Genomic DNA, 15,215 nt, shown 5'->3' with positions numbered 1-15,215 from the left:
ACGCCCCGTGATGTTAGCGGGGCGTAACTACGCTGAGTAGTAAGATGAACATTTTCCCCCGGTCTTTTAAAATGGCCAGACGGTTACTACAGAATATCGCCATGGCGATATTTTTACTGGCACTCCTGGTGCTTGGTTGCCGTCTGTGGCCTCATCCGCCCCTCTCTGAGGGGCAGCCTTTCTCCTCAGTCTATTATGACCAGCAGGGCGTTTTAATGCGCATTACGCTGGCAAATGACGATCGCTATCGCCTGTGGACACCCCTTGAAGAGATATCGCCTCTGGTGATAAAAGGTTTATTACTGCACGAAGATCGCTGGTTTTACTTCAATCCTGGATTTAATCCATTCAGCCTGATGCGCGGTTTCTGGCAGAGCTATGTGATGGGAGGAACGATGCAGGGAGGGTCGACTATCGCCATGCAGCTTGCCCGGATGCACTGGCACCTCAATACCCGCACACCTTCGGGTAAAGTTATGCAGATTTTACGCGCGATACAGCTGGAGCTGAGTTATTCCAAGCACGATATTCTCGAAGCCTATCTGAATTACGCCCCTTTTGGCCGCAATATTGAAAGTATTGGCGCCGCCAGCCTGATTTATTTTAATAAATCATCCCAGGATTTGACGCTGCCAGAAGCGCTGACGCTTGCGGTACTGCCGCAATCCCCCAGCTACCGGATGAGTGCCAAAACCGGCGAGCCGGGCGTGAAGCTGGTGCAGGCGCGTAACAGGCTATTCGCGCGCTGGCAGAAATACACTCCCACTGATAGCAGCCAGACAGCCTTGTTCAGTTTACCGCTGGTTCTGCGCCAGCCTGAGCAAATGCCTTATATTGCGCCACACTTTATTGAACAGCTTCGGCAGCAAACCCGGCAACTGGTTCAGACTCAGAACCGCACTGATACTACGCTGGATGCCCGTCTCCAGCGTTTAATTGAGCGTCAGGTTAACGCCTTTATCACCCGGAATAACAGCAGGGGTATTAAGAATGCTGCCGTTTTACTGGTGGATACCCGTGATATGGGCGTGCGGTCGCTGGTCGGTTCTGCGGACTATTATAACCGTACCATTCAAGGCCAGGTAAATGGCACTAATGCCAAACGATCGCCCGGGTCGGCACTGAAACCCTTTATATACGCCCTGGGGATGGAGCAGGGGGTTCTGCACCCGATGACCGTGCTGAGAGATGTCCCCTCCGCTTTTGGAGCCTATGCACCGGAGAATTTTGACCGCCGCTTTCTCGGGCCGGTAACGGCAACCGATGCGCTGAACTTCAGTCGTAATATTCCTGCCGTCTATATTGCCTCGCAGCTAAGGCAGCCAACCTTCTATCAATTCCTGCGGTTGTCGGGTGTCGCTGAGATGTCCAGTGAAAATCACTACGGTTTGTCGCTGGTACTGGGGGGCGGTGAAATTACCATGCAGGAGCTGGCAAAGCTCTATGCGCTGCTGGCGAACCGAGGCGTGCTGCAGCCACTGCGAATGAAAAAAAATGATTTAGCCCCTGAAGCGCCGGTCAGATTACTGAGCGAGGAGGCCAGTTTTATTACGCTGGATATGTTACGCCAGCACCGTCGGCCTGGCGATACGCTGGCCCAGCGCTCTTCATCTTTGCCGGTATACTGGAAAACGGGCACATCCTGGGGATTTCGTGATGCCTGGAGCGTGGGGATCTTCGGGCCTTATGTACTGGTAGTCTGGGAGGGTAATTTCGACGGTAAAGGGAATAATGCCCTGGTCGGCGCCGAGGCCGCTGCGCCGTTATTTTTTAATATTATAGACAGTATTATTGCCAGTTATCCCGGATTACAGGAACCCCGACATCCGTTTCCGAAACAATTAAAGCGTGAAGAGATCTGCCTCGCCAGCGGTGATTTACCGACGCCCTGGTGCCAGCAAAAAGGCAAAACCTGGTTTATTCCCGGAAAATCGCCCATCAAAGTGGATACCGTTTATCGCCCGGTACGACTGGATAATAACACTGGGGAAGTCGCGTGCTCTCCTTATGAAGAAAATGAAACCCGAATAGAAGTCTTTGAGTTCTGGCCATCTGACCTGGCCAATGTTTTCGCTCAGGCCGGCTTGCCAAAACGTAAGCCTCCGGTGAGCCAGTGCGCCGATAGCGGTATAGAGATGAGTGGTAATCCTCCACGCATCACCTCACCCCTTAGAAATACGGTCTACACTCTGCGGCAATCCCAGCAAGGGCGTGACAAAATTTCGTTCAATGCCATAACGGATGCGGACAGTAAAACCGTTTACTGGTTTGTGGACGATATCTATCTCGGCAGCTCTGCCAGCAAATCCGTTATCGACTGGCGCCCAAATAACAACGGGCAGTACCGTATCCGCGCCGTTGACGACCGTGGCAGGGCTGATAGCCGGTTAGTCAGGATCCAGATTGTGAATTGAATAGTCTTTCTGATTCAGATTTATTCAACAACGCTCGGTCATAGAACTGTAACTTATCCTTTTTATACTCCCTCCGTTTTACTTACAAAACTTTACGGAGAAACAACGTGAAACCAAGTGCTCTTATCGTCGCTATGCTGCCAGTTTTGATGTGTGCTCCTTCTTCTTATGCGCAAGAAAATTTTCCTCCTCTGGAAAATCGTGCAGCTCAAGGAGATATTACTCAAGTTGGTGGTGCCCGGCGTATTACGGACGATCGTACTGAAGCTTTACGTGCCTCATTAAGTAATAAAACAGCCAAAAATATTATTCTGCTGATCGGTGATGGCATGGGGGATTCTGAAATCACCGCTGCACGTAATTATGCTGAAGGTGCAGGCGGCTATTTCCGCGGTATTGATGCCCTGCCTCTGACCGGGCAATACACGCATTATTCCCTGGATAAAAAAACGCATAAACCCGATTATGTGACGGATTCTGCGGCTTCTGCTACGGCGTGGAGTACTGGCGTTAAAACTTATAATGGTGCTCTGGGCGTTGATGTAAATGGTAAAGACCATGTGACCATCCTGGAGCTCGCTAAAGCGGCAGGAAAGGCGACGGGTAACGTCTCTACCGCTGAAATACAGGATGCCACGCCAGCCGCGCTGGTTTCTCATGTCACGGGACGTAAATGTTATGGCCCAACGATGACCAGTGAAAAATGCGCGACCAATGCGCTAGAAAACGGCGGCAAAGGTTCTATTTCTGAGCAACTCTTGAATACCCGCGCCGATGTAACCCTCGGTGGGGGAGCCAAAACCTTTAAAGAAACCGCTAAAGCCGGTGAATGGCAGGGGAAAACGCTGCGTGAGCAGGCTGATTTACGTGGTTACCAGTGGGTCGCTAACGCCAGCGAACTGGCAAAAGTGACTGAAGCAAACCAGAAAAAACCGCTGATTGGCATGTTCTCTGAAGGAAATATGCCTGTGCGCTGGGAAGGTCCTAAAGCGACTTATCACGGTAATATCGATAAGCCAGCGGTCACCTGTACTGTTAATCCAAAACGTGATGAAACCGTACCAACGCTGGCTGTGATGACTGAAAAAGCGATTGATTTGCTCAAGGGTAACGAAAATGGATTCTTCCTGCAGGTTGAAGGGGCCTCTATTGATAAGCAAGACCATGCTGCTAACCCATGCGGACAGATTGGTGAAACGGTCGATTTAGATGAAGCCGTTCAGAAAGCGTTAGAATTTGCCCGTAAAGATGGCAACACACTGGTGGTCGTTACCGCCGATCATGCTCATTCAAGCCAGGTTGTTGCGCCAGATACCAAAGCGCCGGGTCTGACTCAGGCTCTGAATACTAAAGACGGTGCCGTGATGGTCATCAGCTACGGTAACTCAGAAGAGGAGTCTCAGGAACACACCGGCTCGCAATTACGTATTGCCGCCTACGGCCCTTATGCGGGTAATGTAGTGGGTTTAACCGATCAGACAGACCTGTTTTTCACCATGAAGTCTGCGATGGGCCTGAAATAATCTGTTGATACTTAGTGATACAAAGCAAAAATGCCCCTGTTCGTGAGAGCCGGGGCATTTTTTACTGTCCTGTTTACCTCGCCTGCGAGGGCGGGAAACCATACATTTTCCTGAATGCCGCGCTGAAGCTGCTAACGTGTTCATAGCCCGCCATCGCTGCAGCCTCCTCAACAGATAAATCATACTGGCGGAGGGCCTGAAACGCCTGTTCCAGCCGATTTTTACGCAGATAGGCGGCGATGGTGATGCCGTTGCGAATACGAAAACCATTCTGTAAATCAACCGGGTTGGTCGCCAGCGCTTTCGCCATTTGTCGAATACTCAGGCCATCTGCTTCGCCACTATCCAGCCAGTCTTTCAGGCGCGCCAGGCAGCTTTCAAGGTGCGCACCAAAGCGTTTTTGCCGGGGCGATGCCTCCTCAATACTGCGTAAAATGTCTGCTGCCATATCCAGCGCAAAACTTTCGTATTGCAAGCGCTGTACCAGTGAAACAGAGGAAGTATGCTCAACCGCCAGGCGGGAACCGCGTTGCAGGATATCGGGTGAAGGCTGCCAGAAAAGACTTTGCCAGTGTGCGCGTCTGAACTGCAATAATTTGTCACTGCACAGACCGTAGTCGTCAGAAAACTGTTCGAACCAGGCCGGACTGAAACTCAGGCTTATCTTGGTTTCCCGCCTGCCGGTTTGCCAGTGACGCTGAAACTGATCGCTATCTGTCAGGTTTATCAGCATGGCTCGTTGCCGGCCACTGCAGGTATCAAAGCACAAACGCTGGCCTGCGATATCGACAGCGGCTTGCCCCTGCACCAGAAATGAAGCGGTAATCCCCGGTGATAACAGGTTCTGGCTACAGGCATCGATGAGATCTTCACTCTGGCTCAGATAGAGCACCAGCCCATTATCCAAGTTCAAAACCCGCTGCCATCCCGCCAGGACAGGCTGTTCGGCCGACAGTTCATGGCGAAAACGCAATTTACCGCCCAGATCTCGGGTCGCTTTATCTAGTTGACCTAAGGTCAATACACGCATTGAACGTACCGGAATAAATATCGTCGCGGCTAATTTTTTCTTTTTTTAGCCTAAGCAGACAATGTTAATTAGAAGTATTCTCATTTGTAACATAACAATACATGCCTGTCTAAGATCTGCGACATTTTCATTTTGGGGAAACAACCATGGTTTTACGTATTAGGCAGACCGCGCTGGTCGAAGCTGTATTTCAGAATCACGTCAGCGCTGGAGAAATACGTGAATGGCTGGCTCATATCGGAGATCTGATTGAGCGCCAGCAACCGTTCTTTTTTATCTCCAGCACCCAGGAAAACACCACATTTGACCGTGATTATCGGAATATTCAGGCGTTCTGGTACCGGGATCATAAACCGGCTTTTCAGATCTATTGCCGTGGCCTGGTTCGTATCGCGGGTAATGACGCCGAACAGGCGCGGCTGGATGTTCCGGCATTACATCGAAGCTGGGGCATACCCTATTTCGTGACCCGGGAAAGGCAGCAGGGCTATTTATGGATCGCTGCACGCCTGGCGGACGTAACACCATGAAACATACTCCGGAACTTGCGTCGGTCAGTCGTTTGGGGCTTGCCGTTATTGTGACGCTCTACCTGGCCCATGCGCTGCCGCTTTATTTTTATAATGTTGCCTTGCCGGCTATTTTACGTACTCAGGGCGTCGATCTACGCTGGATAGGCATGCTTTCCCTGCTGTATCTGCCATGGGCCTGTAAATTTCTCTGGGCACCGCTGACCGAGCGCTACTATTTTCCGGCTCTTGGACGCCGTCGTACCTGGCTATGGCTGACGCAGATAGCGCTGGTGGCAGGCGTGCTGGCACTGGCATTGACCGGGCTGGATTATGGTCTGTTGCCTTTTGTGCTGATTGGCTTATGGATTTCTACCTTTGCCGCAACCCAGGATATCGCCATTGACGGCTACACGGTTGAGTCGCTGACGCCAGCCGATCATCGCCTTGGTAGCATGGCACAGAGCGTGGGCGTCGCGCTGGGCAGCATGATTGGCGGCGCCGGAATGCTATTCGTTTATCAGCTTTACGGCTGGTACAGCGCCTTGCTGTCCCTGGCGATATTAAGCGCGTTAACCCTGTTTGCTGTCAGCCAGGTAAACGATCGCCCACAAGCCTCTCTCACATCCGAACGTCCCAGTTTCGTCCGCACGTTCAAACGGCGTGAAATGCTTTGGGCTCTGTTACTGATTTTGCTCTACCGGCTGGTTGAGGCGCCCGCGATGGCGATGATTACCCCCTTACTGGTTGATCAGCAGTGGTCGCTACCGCAGATAGGCTTGCTGATGTCGGTAGCAGGAGCCGGGGCCGGGCTGCTGGCCGCTATCACCACCGCGAAGGCACTTAAACGTTACTCCGCCGAAGCCCTGCTAATCCAGGCAGGATGGCTGCGCAGCGGTATCTATCTCCTGATCGCTGCTCTGTTTTTCAGCGGCTTGATCAATGCTTCAGGATTCTGGCTTGGCACTCTGGTCATCGTCATGCTGGCAGTCCGCTATATGGCAATGACCAGCCTTTATGCGCTGTTTATGCGTCTGTGTTCCCGCCAGCAGGCGGGCACTGATTTTACCGTTCTGGTCTGTGTCGAACTGCTGGTGTTTTTTATCGGTGGTTCATTTTCTGGCTTTCTCGCAGCCAAGCTCGGCTATGGGGCCTATTACCTGCTGCTTGGCGTGATGTCGCTGCTCAGTATTCTGCTATGCCGCCCGATTATAAGAAAACATTTGGCTAACGCCATTCAACCTTAATCCCGTTTTACAGGAGACACTATGCGGTATCTTTCGACACCGGTTCGGATAACATTCTTGAGTCTGGCGGTCAGTGCTCAGGTTTACGCGCAGACCGATACGGCTACAGCACCTCAAGCCAGTGGCCAGGTGCTGGAAACTGATACTATGACGGTCACAGCCGCTCGTTCAGCAAAGAGTATTGCTGATATTGCCGGAACGGTTTACAGCATTGAGCACCAGGATATCGCCCAACAAGTCTCTGCGGGGAGATCCACTGCGGATATTCTCGGTCAGTTGGTTCCCGGTTTAGCTCCGGCTTCAGGAACCACCAGCAATTATGGGATGACCATGCGCGGGCGCACGGTGCAAATTATGCTTGATGGCGTTCCGTTGACCGGCTCTAGAGATGGTTCAAGACAATTAAACAGTATTGCTCCAGCGATGATTGAGCGTGTTGAAGTGGTCTCCGGTGCGAGCAGCCTTTACGGTTCAGGTGCGACGGGGGGAATCATTAATATCATTACCCGTAATGCTGAGGATGAAGCCTCTGCTTTCAGCACCCAGCTTGGGCTGACCAGTCCTAATAAACCCTCTTCATCGGGCATGGCCTGGACCGGAACGCAAACCGCTTCTTTCCATCAGGACAACCTGAGCGGCTTTGCCGGACTCAGCTATTCAAAACAGGGCGATATACGTGATACGCACGGTGACAGGATAGGCCCGGAAATCGCCCAGACCGATCGTCAGGATACCACCAGCCTTGATTTCAATAGCCGACTTAACTGGTATATCGATGATAACCAGCAGTTGAGCGGGGCATTCAGATTTTATGATGATAAACAGGACAGCGACTATGGCCCGGATTACGGACCTGGACTGGCTGCTCTGCTTGCTCCCGCGACTCATCAGCCCAGCCTCAAGGCAATTAAAGGGCTGCAGCTTGATGAGCAGCCGCGCACCCGACATTACGGGGTCAATACGCAGTACCAGAATAAGGATCTTTTTGGCGGCCAGCAGCTGACGGCGGAAGCCTATTACCGTAAGGAAAAATCGCGCTGGTTCCCGTCCGTTGCCGTTGTCCCGCACTCATCGTTACCCGGGGGCTATACTTATGCGGTGATGCAGTCCAATACCGATATTGATGTCTGGGGCTTACGCACTGCACTACAAAAAGACTTCAGTCTTGCAGAGCGCAATTTACAGTTAACCTACGGTCTTGACTATGAACAGGAGAAAGACAGCCAGAGTGGGACAGGCTATAACCTGAACGCTTTTATGGCCAGTAACGGTTTGAATTACCAGACCGACAGCCGTTATGCCATGGGGCCGGACGTCACGGTGGAAAAGACCGGGCTGTTTTTACAGTCTGACTATGCGCTGACTCAGCGTTTGAGCCTGCAGTCCGGTGTACGTCATGAAATCATTCGTAATAAGGTATCCTCTTCAACGCCTTACAGCGAAGCGATTGTGGCGAATAATGTTCCGGGCTACCAGGCACAGCAACTGGGCGGTGGCCGGGTCAGACACAGTGAGACGCTGTATAATCTGGGGCTGTTGTACCAGTTGACGGATGCTCAGCAGGTGTTCACCAACTTCTCTCAAGGTTTCAGTCTTCCCGATACCCAGCGTATGTTGCGTGACGTGCCGCCAACTTTCACCATTAATGGCAATAACATCGATCCCATTAAGGTCAACAACTATGAACTCGGCTGGCGTATGCGGGATAATAGTGGTCTGAGCGCGGGCGTGACTGCTTTTTATAATACATCAGATAAAGTCGTGCAGTTTAACCGCGATTACAGCGTATCCGTGGCTGACACCGACGAGCGCATCTGGGGGATGGAAGGTAACCTGCAATACCTGCTGGTCGAAGGCTGGAATATTGGGGGTACACTCGCCTATACGCGGGGCGAATATAAAGACGCCGCAGGAAAATGGAATGAACTGAGCGCATTCCGCGTTGCACCGCTAAAAGCCACGCTATTCAGCGACTGGGAGTTTTCCAATGGATACGGTGTTCGCCTGCAATCCCTGACGATTGGTGGCACCGACAGGGCTTATAATGACGCTTTATCCGCGACCACCAGCTCAAGTATCCGTGCAACACCGGCTGCGAATATCCAGGGTTATACCGTCATCGATTTGCTCGCCCATGCGCCGTTGCTGGGTGGAAAAGTGGGGTTCGGTGTCTATAATCTGGCAAACCGTGATTACAAGACGGTGTACAGCCAGCAGGCTGAAGCCACCTATGGCAAGCTCTCCAGCCTAAAAGCGCAGGGGCGGACTTTTGCGCTGACTTACAGCATTGATTACTGAGAAAGCATAACCGCAGGGGAGTCAGGTATTAAGGCACTGGCAGATTGAATCTACAGCTATGCGCTTGATGCCAGACTCCCCAGGTCGTTCATTAATATGTACTGCTCAGAGGGTAATAAATGTGCTCAGCCTGCCGGGAAACCGAATCAGAGTCGCCCAGCATTTTTTCAGCAACCGTAAAAGCAAAATCGAATGAGACGCCAAGCCCTTTGCCGGTGATTAAATTGCCATCAACGACAACGCTTTCCCCGGTATAATGGCCGTCCTGGCAGTCACGCCAGAGCTCTCCTGAACAGGTATATTTTCTATTTTTCAGTAATCCGTTTGCGCCTAAAACTCTGGCGGGAGCAGAGCAAAGGCCACATATCCAGGCGCCTGATAAGTCATGTCTTTTCAAAAAATCAATAACACCTTTATTTTGAGACATGGATAAGGTTGACGCAGGCCCCCCGGGAATGATGACAGCATCATAATGTGCATCTATAACATCATTAAATATTTTCCCAGCTATAACAGATAATGAAAAATATCCGTTAAGAGACGGACTCCCTGAGCAGGAAATAATATCTGTATCGATTTTCATTCTTTTTAAAATATCATACACAATGATAGCTTCGGCATCTTCAAAGCCATCTGAAATAAGTAGAGCCGCTTTCATAAAAATCCCCTAATATATTGGTCATACTTTAAGTTATCCGGGCTTCTTATATCGCTTTCTTTACCAGTACAATTTCCAGCTTTGCGTTAAACGCACTAAAGCTTCAACGTAAAAATAGTCTCCCCAACTGGCCGCCTCATCGACCCCTTTATTACTGGCTAAATGATAAACCGAATGTTTGAGCAGTCCATTACCCGGCTCATCGATTTTCGATAAATAGCTCTGGCTGAGTGATGACATAATAGCGCGGGCGGCGGCTAAATAGTTTGCCCGGTCAGGATCGATAACAGGCAGGTGCTTACAAAGCTCCAGCAGGCCGCATACCGCAATGGCTGCCGCGGAAGAGTCACGCAGGGCATCGGTTCCCAGCAGAGCAAGATCCCAGTGACACACCTTGTCTTCGGGTAATCGATTCAGAAAATAGTTTGCTAAACGTTTGGACAGTTCGAGAAACTCTCTGTTTCCGGTATAGAGAAAACTCAGCGTAAAACCGTATATTCCCCAGGCCTGCCCGCGAGACCAGCAGGAGTCATCTGAATAGCCCTGTTGCGTGCTACCGAAGCGCGGCTCTCCGGTTTTAATATCCATATAGTAGGTGTGATAGGTCGAAGCATCATCGCGAACCAAATAGCGGGCAGCCTGAAGCGCATGCTGATAAGCCGCTGTGGCAAACCGAGCATCTCCGGTTTGTTCACTCGCCCAGTACAGTAGAGGAAGATTCATATTACAGTCGATTATCATTCTTCCCGCTTGTTCAGGATCGGATAAGTCGCCCCAGGCTTGAATAATTTTAGCCTTTTCATGAAACCGCTCAAGCAGTGCCTCGGCGGCTAAAAGTGCAAAGCCTCTCGCTTCTTTATTTCCCGTCAGACGCCAGTCCGCTACGCAGGAAAGGGTGTAAAGAAAACCGAGATCGTGGGTGTTGGTATCCTCACGAGCAGCGATACGTAAGCCAAAGGAACGGACATTTTTTTCAGCCAGGGCACGAAATTTTGCCTCGCCACTCATTTCCCAGGCAAGCCACAGTTGACCAGTCCAGAAGCTGGTGGTCCACTCCACGTTTTCGGTGAGTGGGTAATAGCCTTCGACACAGGTTTCCGCCGGGAATTTTTCGCCAAAGTCAGACAAATTACGGCTAATTAACCCCAGTACTTGTTCCCGGGCACTCTGGAGCTGCTGCAAAAATGCGAGATTTTCTTCGCTAGTAGCATGCGGGTTAGATAATGGCTCTTTCACGATTTGGCGTAGCATAGATTGACTCCTTTGCATCTGGTCTCATAAAGCCAGAAATTAACTTTTTTCAACTTCAGGTGAATTTAACGGTGTCGTTACCTGAGTACGATTAGTTCGGCAGGCTGAGAGCGTCAGGGAGGAGATCGCGGTAAATATCAGCGCAATACATCCCATGATGATGTAGGTGTTTTCAAAACCAATTTTGTCGTACAGCTGGCCTGCGGGGGCAGAGACCACCACGTTCCCGACATACAGCATCGCCTGATATCCCAGCAAGTACATGGTCGCATTGACGCGCTTATCAAAATGTTCAGCGATATATTTGAAAACGGAGACCAGCAGCAAACAGATTTCTAAGCCATAAAGCGGTTTAAGTACCGAAATAAGCAGATGTGAGTCGCATAACCCTGAGATAATCAGCCGCGCCCCGACAACCAGCCCGACAATTAAGAGTCCTTTTTTGGCACCGATATAGTTAACAAAGGCAGGAATAATCATATACATGAGGAATTCCATTCCCGACTGCACCGTGCCGAGATAACCAAAGACCGCATTCCCCTGATGGACATCGTCAAAAAAGGTCACAAAATAGCGGGAGAACTGCTGTTCAGCGATAAACATCATCCAGGCGACGCCGGCGATGTACAGGCTGAATGCCCAAAATTTTCGGCCTTTTATTAAGGCATAGACATCTGCCAGAACAATTTTCTCTTTAGAAATGACTTCGCTGGCGTGGGCTGTCCCTGAATTCACTTTCAGGCTCAGCAGGACAAAGAGCATCAGCACCGAGATCACGCTGCCTAAAATGAAGTTATAAGAGGGGGATAAATTAAAGAGAATACCTGAGAATGAGGACGCAACGGCCCAGCCCAGCGACCCCCACATTCTTATTTGGCCAAACTCCATACCGTTCAGACGACTATAGCGATCGGTATAGGACTCACAGGCGGCGACGCCAGCATACCAGGCAAAGCTTAAATAAATAGCGCCAACAATAATGCCCAATAAAGTATTAGAGAGCAGCAGCGGCTGATAAACATAAATAAAAAATGGTGCCATTAATGCCGACATAGCAACGACAAAGTAGAGTAGATATTTACTCATCCCGATCTTATCTAATATATAGCCATAAATAGGTTTCAGAATAACGGAGAAAATACCGTTCACGGCAAAAACGGTTCCAATTACAGCTCCGCTGAGTTGTGTTTTTTGCCCTAGCCATATCGCTAATAAGCCAATGCTGGCTGACCAGGTAAAGAAATACATAAAAATAAATGTACTTATTTTATAATACTCAGATCGATTTTCAGATGTTATATTTTTCATAACAACCCCAATGGTTATTTATATTTTTTAATTAAGTTTTTATTCAGATATTGACAGGCAAAGCTTTACTCTTGTTTAAATAATGAATGAATAACTGATTTCCATGTAGCGTCAGTTGTGGTGCAGGACTCAATATTTGGTGTCTTTTATCACTGGCCGCGACCGCACTCATCAACCAATTTATTCCCGGAGAAATTAATCCGCTTAAAGTGGGAATTACGGCACATTCCGCAAACATGATGCTGCTATTCGGCGGCGTTACCACATGGCCTGATGCACGGGTAATAAAGAGCGATAAATCACGGATCGCACTGATGCCGTTGTCGGAAGAGACGACACTTTCCTGCCGTTCCATCGGGCTGGTTTCCAGATGCTGATTGCTTATAGCAAATCCGCCCTCTACCGTTTTGAGACGCCGAGCGCTGTCGATACGGTGGACGCGAAGGTGCCATTCGCCGCAGGCGACCAGCCAGGTATCAATATGCACATCTTTCCAGGGCGACCATCGCGACCAAATCATATCCGCATCGACGCGTACCTCTTCACAATCCCGCCGACCGCGCCAGTAATCATCTTCTTCGCACAGCAATAACATCGAATCACAGGCCGCATGCTTGATGCCATAACGCCCGCGTTCAAAAGTGAACCCAAACAGTGATGAATAGGCAAACTTGGTGTATTTCGACTCGGTGTTGACGTAGTTATTCAGCTCTAGCTGGCCCGATGTCAGCAGATAAACGTGACTACTCTCTTGAGGATGAACAACAAGCTGTGACGCCTGTGGGATCGCGTGATGTTCATTGAGCAACGGTAGCTCTTCTTCAGAGCAGGTCCAGAAGATATCGTCCTCGGGAATAGCCACAATCAGAAAGGTTTTTAATGCCCAGTAGGGAGAGCCCGGAGAGTTATAGTCCTCGCAGAAGGCCAGATTAGGGTATGTATAACCGAGGGTCATAATGCCATCCCTGTCGATAAAGGGCTTACTTTGCCACCAGCGCAGGTTACGCAGAATAATGCCTTTCACCTGTCCAGGGGTGAGCACATCAAGCTGAGAGAAAGCCACTGCACTCCAGAATGCAACGGTCGCAAATCGGTAAGTCAGGCTGCGGCCAAAAGGAATAGAGGCCCCGTCTTGCGCGGACATATAGACAAAATCCTGAGCAAAAAGGCGGGCTCGCTGGCGAAGTTCTTCTGCGCGTTCAGGGTCATCATGCTGATTCAGCGCGGCATAGATCAGGCCATAAAAATGGAATGCCATGGAAATATAATAGTCACGCGGGCGCCCTGGTCCGTCGGAATACCATCCTCCACCAAGATAATAGGCTTCCATCAGGTTAAAACGAGACTCGATAGCCTGTTTATCCCAGGGTAAACCGGCACGTTTAAAGCCCAGCTGTACCATGATGGCGAAATAGTTCCAGTTACTGTCTGGCATGACCGAAGAGGAGATTTGGCTAAGCCAGTCAAACAGATTGGATAGCTCTTGTGAAGTGAACGCCTTCGTCAGCTTATCTTGCAGCAGAGCGAGTCCCAGCCCATAAACAGCCATTTCAACCAGACGCTGATCGTAAGGTCCCGTAGCTCCCCAGTACTGAGAAGAAGCAGGGTCAGTTCCGCGTTTGATGGCTTCAATATAACGGGGACTTATCTCCCTATCTTCTCCACTCATCATGAGGGGGAAAACACCCCAAAGAGCGCGTGAAAGTCCTTCCATACGTGCAATATCTGCTCCGTAATGGGCAGAAGTATCCCCTAAGTGAAAACCTGCCTCACTTGCTGAGAAATGGGCATCCAGCGGCTTTAACAAGGTGGATAAATACTGAATAACGTCGTGTCGTGTAGACAAACTATTTAACTTTATATTTCCGCTATCCATAGTGTGGCCTCTTACATTTACTCGTTATTTTTCCGGCTTCAGGAATCAGGATTCGAGCCGAAAAGTGGCATGAGTCGATGCACAGAGGATAAAGAGGGGGAGGAGGTTAAAATGTTATCGTCATCACAGATACAGCATGGTTTCGATATGCCGTTCTTGAAAATTTAAAAAAACGTTTTATTAATGTGTTTAATCCTCAAAAAATTTAAAAATATTGCACTATGATGACTACCGATGGGCCCGATAAACTCGAGTTAATTGCGCTTAAAGACAGAATCGTTTCTTTCAGTCGGCTCAATGCGAATGCCATTCGCTACCATCACTGGCACCAGTGTCTTGAAATCTTATATATCGAGGCAGGATATGGTGTGGTGATGACGAATCATCGCCATTACACGCTGCGTCCGGGTCGGCTCTTTTTTTTCCCACCCTTTACGCTGCATAAAATCATGGTAGAGGAGCAGGCTGCCAGCGTTTATCGTCGCACCATTATTCATGTCGATCACAATGTCATATTGCCCCTGCTGACCTCCTTTCCTCGTCACCATCACCTGCTTTTGCAACTCACGGTTCGTGATGGACAGGCGCTGGTCGTGGAGATGGAAAACTTGAGCTCCTGGTTAGATACCCTGTTCAGCCACTATAACCAGCTTGGGGAAAGGCACGAGTTAGACCGGGAAAATGTGGTCAGTTTACTGATGTCACTTTTCACTATGTTGCCGGCAACGGAAGTCAGAGTATCGGAAGACGAATACCGGCTGTCTGAACAGGTGATGCTGTGGGTTGAAGAAAACTTTATGAATAAAATCAGCCTGGACAATATTGCCGCAGACTTACAAAAGTCTAAAAGCTATATTTCGCGGCGTTTCCACAGTGAGACAGGGGAAAAAATCAATGAATACATCACCACTTATCGACTACGCAAAGCCTGTGAACTGTTGCTGCGTACCTCACTGCCCATAAATGAAATTGCCCGACAGATTGGCTATGCCGAAACGACATACTTTATTACGGCGTTTAAAAAGGGTATTGGGGAATCGCCGCTGCAATATCGCAAGCACCTGTCAGCGAGGGGTTAACGGCTCTCAAAAAGCCAGATAT

11 protein-coding genes are annotated in these 15,215 nt (G+C 49.8%); 6 read left to right on the top strand and 5 right to left on the bottom strand.

Features of this window, described 5'->3' with window-relative positions:
• The first annotated feature begins 71 nt into the window (after positions 1 to 71).
• Positions 72 to 2,414 carry a penicillin-binding protein 1C gene (gene pbpC / locus M2387_RS11300; RefSeq protein WP_259049329.1) on the top strand — a complete coding sequence of 781 codons (2,343 nt, stop codon included), beginning with the start codon at positions 72 to 74 and terminating at the stop codon, positions 2,412 to 2,414.
• A 107-nt stretch (positions 2,415 to 2,521) separates the two neighbouring features.
• Positions 2,522 to 3,937 carry an alkaline phosphatase gene (gene phoA, locus M2387_RS11295; RefSeq protein WP_259049326.1) on the top strand — a complete coding sequence of 472 codons (1,416 nt, stop codon included), beginning with the start codon at positions 2,522 to 2,524 and terminating at the stop codon, positions 3,935 to 3,937.
• 73 nt (positions 3,938 to 4,010) lie between these two features.
• Here the strand turns inward: phoA and M2387_RS11290 are convergent, their stop codons facing one another.
• Positions 4,011 to 4,967: a helix-turn-helix transcriptional regulator gene (locus M2387_RS11290; protein ID WP_259049324.1), complete on the bottom strand. Its 957-nt coding sequence runs from the start codon at positions 4,965 to 4,967 to the stop codon at positions 4,011 to 4,013.
• Between the two features lie 146 nt (positions 4,968 to 5,113).
• On the opposite strand from M2387_RS11290, the gene M2387_RS11285 reads away from it, so the two are divergent.
• The 3 genes from M2387_RS11285 to M2387_RS11275 are packed head-to-tail and all read left to right on the top strand — an operon-like array spanning position 5,114 to position 9,021.
• Positions 5,114 to 5,497 (top strand): hypothetical protein, encoded by a 384-nt coding sequence (locus M2387_RS11285; RefSeq protein ID WP_259049323.1) that lies wholly within the window; start codon positions 5,114 to 5,116, stop codon positions 5,495 to 5,497.
• Positions 5,461 to 6,723 (top strand): MFS transporter, encoded by a 1,263-nt coding sequence (locus tag M2387_RS11280; RefSeq protein WP_310572772.1) that lies wholly within the window; start codon positions 5,461 to 5,463, stop codon positions 6,721 to 6,723. Before M2387_RS11285 ends, M2387_RS11280 begins: the two co-directional genes overlap by 37 nt.
• Positions 6,724 to 6,744: 21 nt before the next feature.
• The gene (locus tag M2387_RS11275; RefSeq protein ID WP_259049321.1) at positions 6,745 to 9,021 is read left to right on the top strand and encodes a TonB-dependent receptor; all 2,277 of its coding nucleotides are present in this window, start codon (positions 6,745 to 6,747) and stop codon (positions 9,019 to 9,021) included.
• A 91-nt stretch (positions 9,022 to 9,112) separates the two neighbouring features.
• Here M2387_RS11275 and M2387_RS11270 read toward each other — a convergent pair whose 3' ends face one another.
• The 4 genes from M2387_RS11270 to M2387_RS11255 are packed head-to-tail and all read right to left on the bottom strand — an operon-like array spanning position 9,113 to position 14,114.
• Positions 9,113 to 9,679, bottom strand: a complete 567-nt coding sequence (locus M2387_RS11270; RefSeq protein ID WP_259049319.1) for a DJ-1/PfpI family protein — start codon at positions 9,677 to 9,679, stop codon at positions 9,113 to 9,115.
• A 60-nt stretch (positions 9,680 to 9,739) separates the two neighbouring features.
• Positions 9,740 to 10,930, bottom strand: a complete 1,191-nt coding sequence (locus M2387_RS11265; protein WP_259049317.1) for a glycoside hydrolase family 88 protein — start codon at positions 10,928 to 10,930, stop codon at positions 9,740 to 9,742.
• Between the two features lie 39 nt (positions 10,931 to 10,969).
• Positions 10,970 to 12,238 carry an oligosaccharide MFS transporter gene (locus M2387_RS11260; RefSeq protein ID WP_259049315.1) on the bottom strand — a complete coding sequence of 423 codons (1,269 nt, stop codon included), beginning with the start codon at positions 12,236 to 12,238 and terminating at the stop codon, positions 10,970 to 10,972.
• Positions 12,239 to 12,281: 43 nt separating this feature from the next.
• A complete protein-coding gene (locus M2387_RS11255; RefSeq protein ID WP_259049313.1) occupies positions 12,282 to 14,114 on the bottom strand; it encodes a DUF2264 domain-containing protein in 1,833 nt (610 codons plus the stop codon).
• A 221-nt stretch (positions 14,115 to 14,335) separates the two neighbouring features.
• Here M2387_RS11255 and M2387_RS11250 point away from each other — a divergent pair, with 221 nt between their 5' ends.
• Positions 14,336 to 15,193, top strand: coding sequence for a helix-turn-helix transcriptional regulator (locus M2387_RS11250; RefSeq protein ID WP_259049310.1), 858 nt, complete (start codon positions 14,336 to 14,338; stop codon positions 15,191 to 15,193).
• Positions 15,194 to 15,215 lie beyond the last annotated feature (22 nt).

Source organism: Klebsiella sp. BIGb0407, assembly GCF_024807845.1.
Lineage (GTDB): Bacteria > Pseudomonadota > Gammaproteobacteria > Enterobacterales > Enterobacteriaceae > JGM124.
Note: the sequence above shows the minus strand (reverse complement) of the source record. Positions and strands in the feature narration are given on the sequence as shown.

What these genes read in the sequence shown, in the direction of transcription:
- pbpC (WP_259049329.1), top strand. Translation starts at nt 72, where the DNA reads ATGGCCAGACGGTTACTACAGAATATCGCCATGGCGATATTTTTACTG.
- M2387_RS11270 (WP_259049319.1), bottom strand. Translation starts at nt 9,679, where the DNA reads ATGAAAGCGGCTCTACTTATTTCAGATGGCTTTGAAGATGCCGAAGCT.
- M2387_RS11285 (WP_259049323.1), top strand. Translation starts at nt 5,114, where the DNA reads ATGGTTTTACGTATTAGGCAGACCGCGCTGGTCGAAGCTGTATTTCAG.
- M2387_RS11265 (WP_259049317.1), bottom strand. Translation starts at nt 10,930, where the DNA reads ATGCTACGCCAAATCGTGAAAGAGCCATTATCTAACCCGCATGCTACT.
- M2387_RS11255 (WP_259049313.1), bottom strand. Translation starts at nt 14,114, where the DNA reads ATGGATAGCGGAAATATAAAGTTAAATAGTTTGTCTACACGACACGAC.
- M2387_RS11250 (WP_259049310.1), top strand. Translation starts at nt 14,336, where the DNA reads ATGATGACTACCGATGGGCCCGATAAACTCGAGTTAATTGCGCTTAAA.
- M2387_RS11275 (WP_259049321.1), top strand. Translation starts at nt 6,745, where the DNA reads ATGCGGTATCTTTCGACACCGGTTCGGATAACATTCTTGAGTCTGGCG.
- M2387_RS11290 (WP_259049324.1), bottom strand. Translation starts at nt 4,967, where the DNA reads ATGCGTGTATTGACCTTAGGTCAACTAGATAAAGCGACCCGAGATCTG.
- M2387_RS11280 (WP_310572772.1), top strand. Translation starts at nt 5,461, where the DNA reads ATGGATCGCTGCACGCCTGGCGGACGTAACACCATGAAACATACTCCG.
- M2387_RS11260 (WP_259049315.1), bottom strand. Translation starts at nt 12,238, where the DNA reads ATGAAAAATATAACATCTGAAAATCGATCTGAGTATTATAAAATAAGT.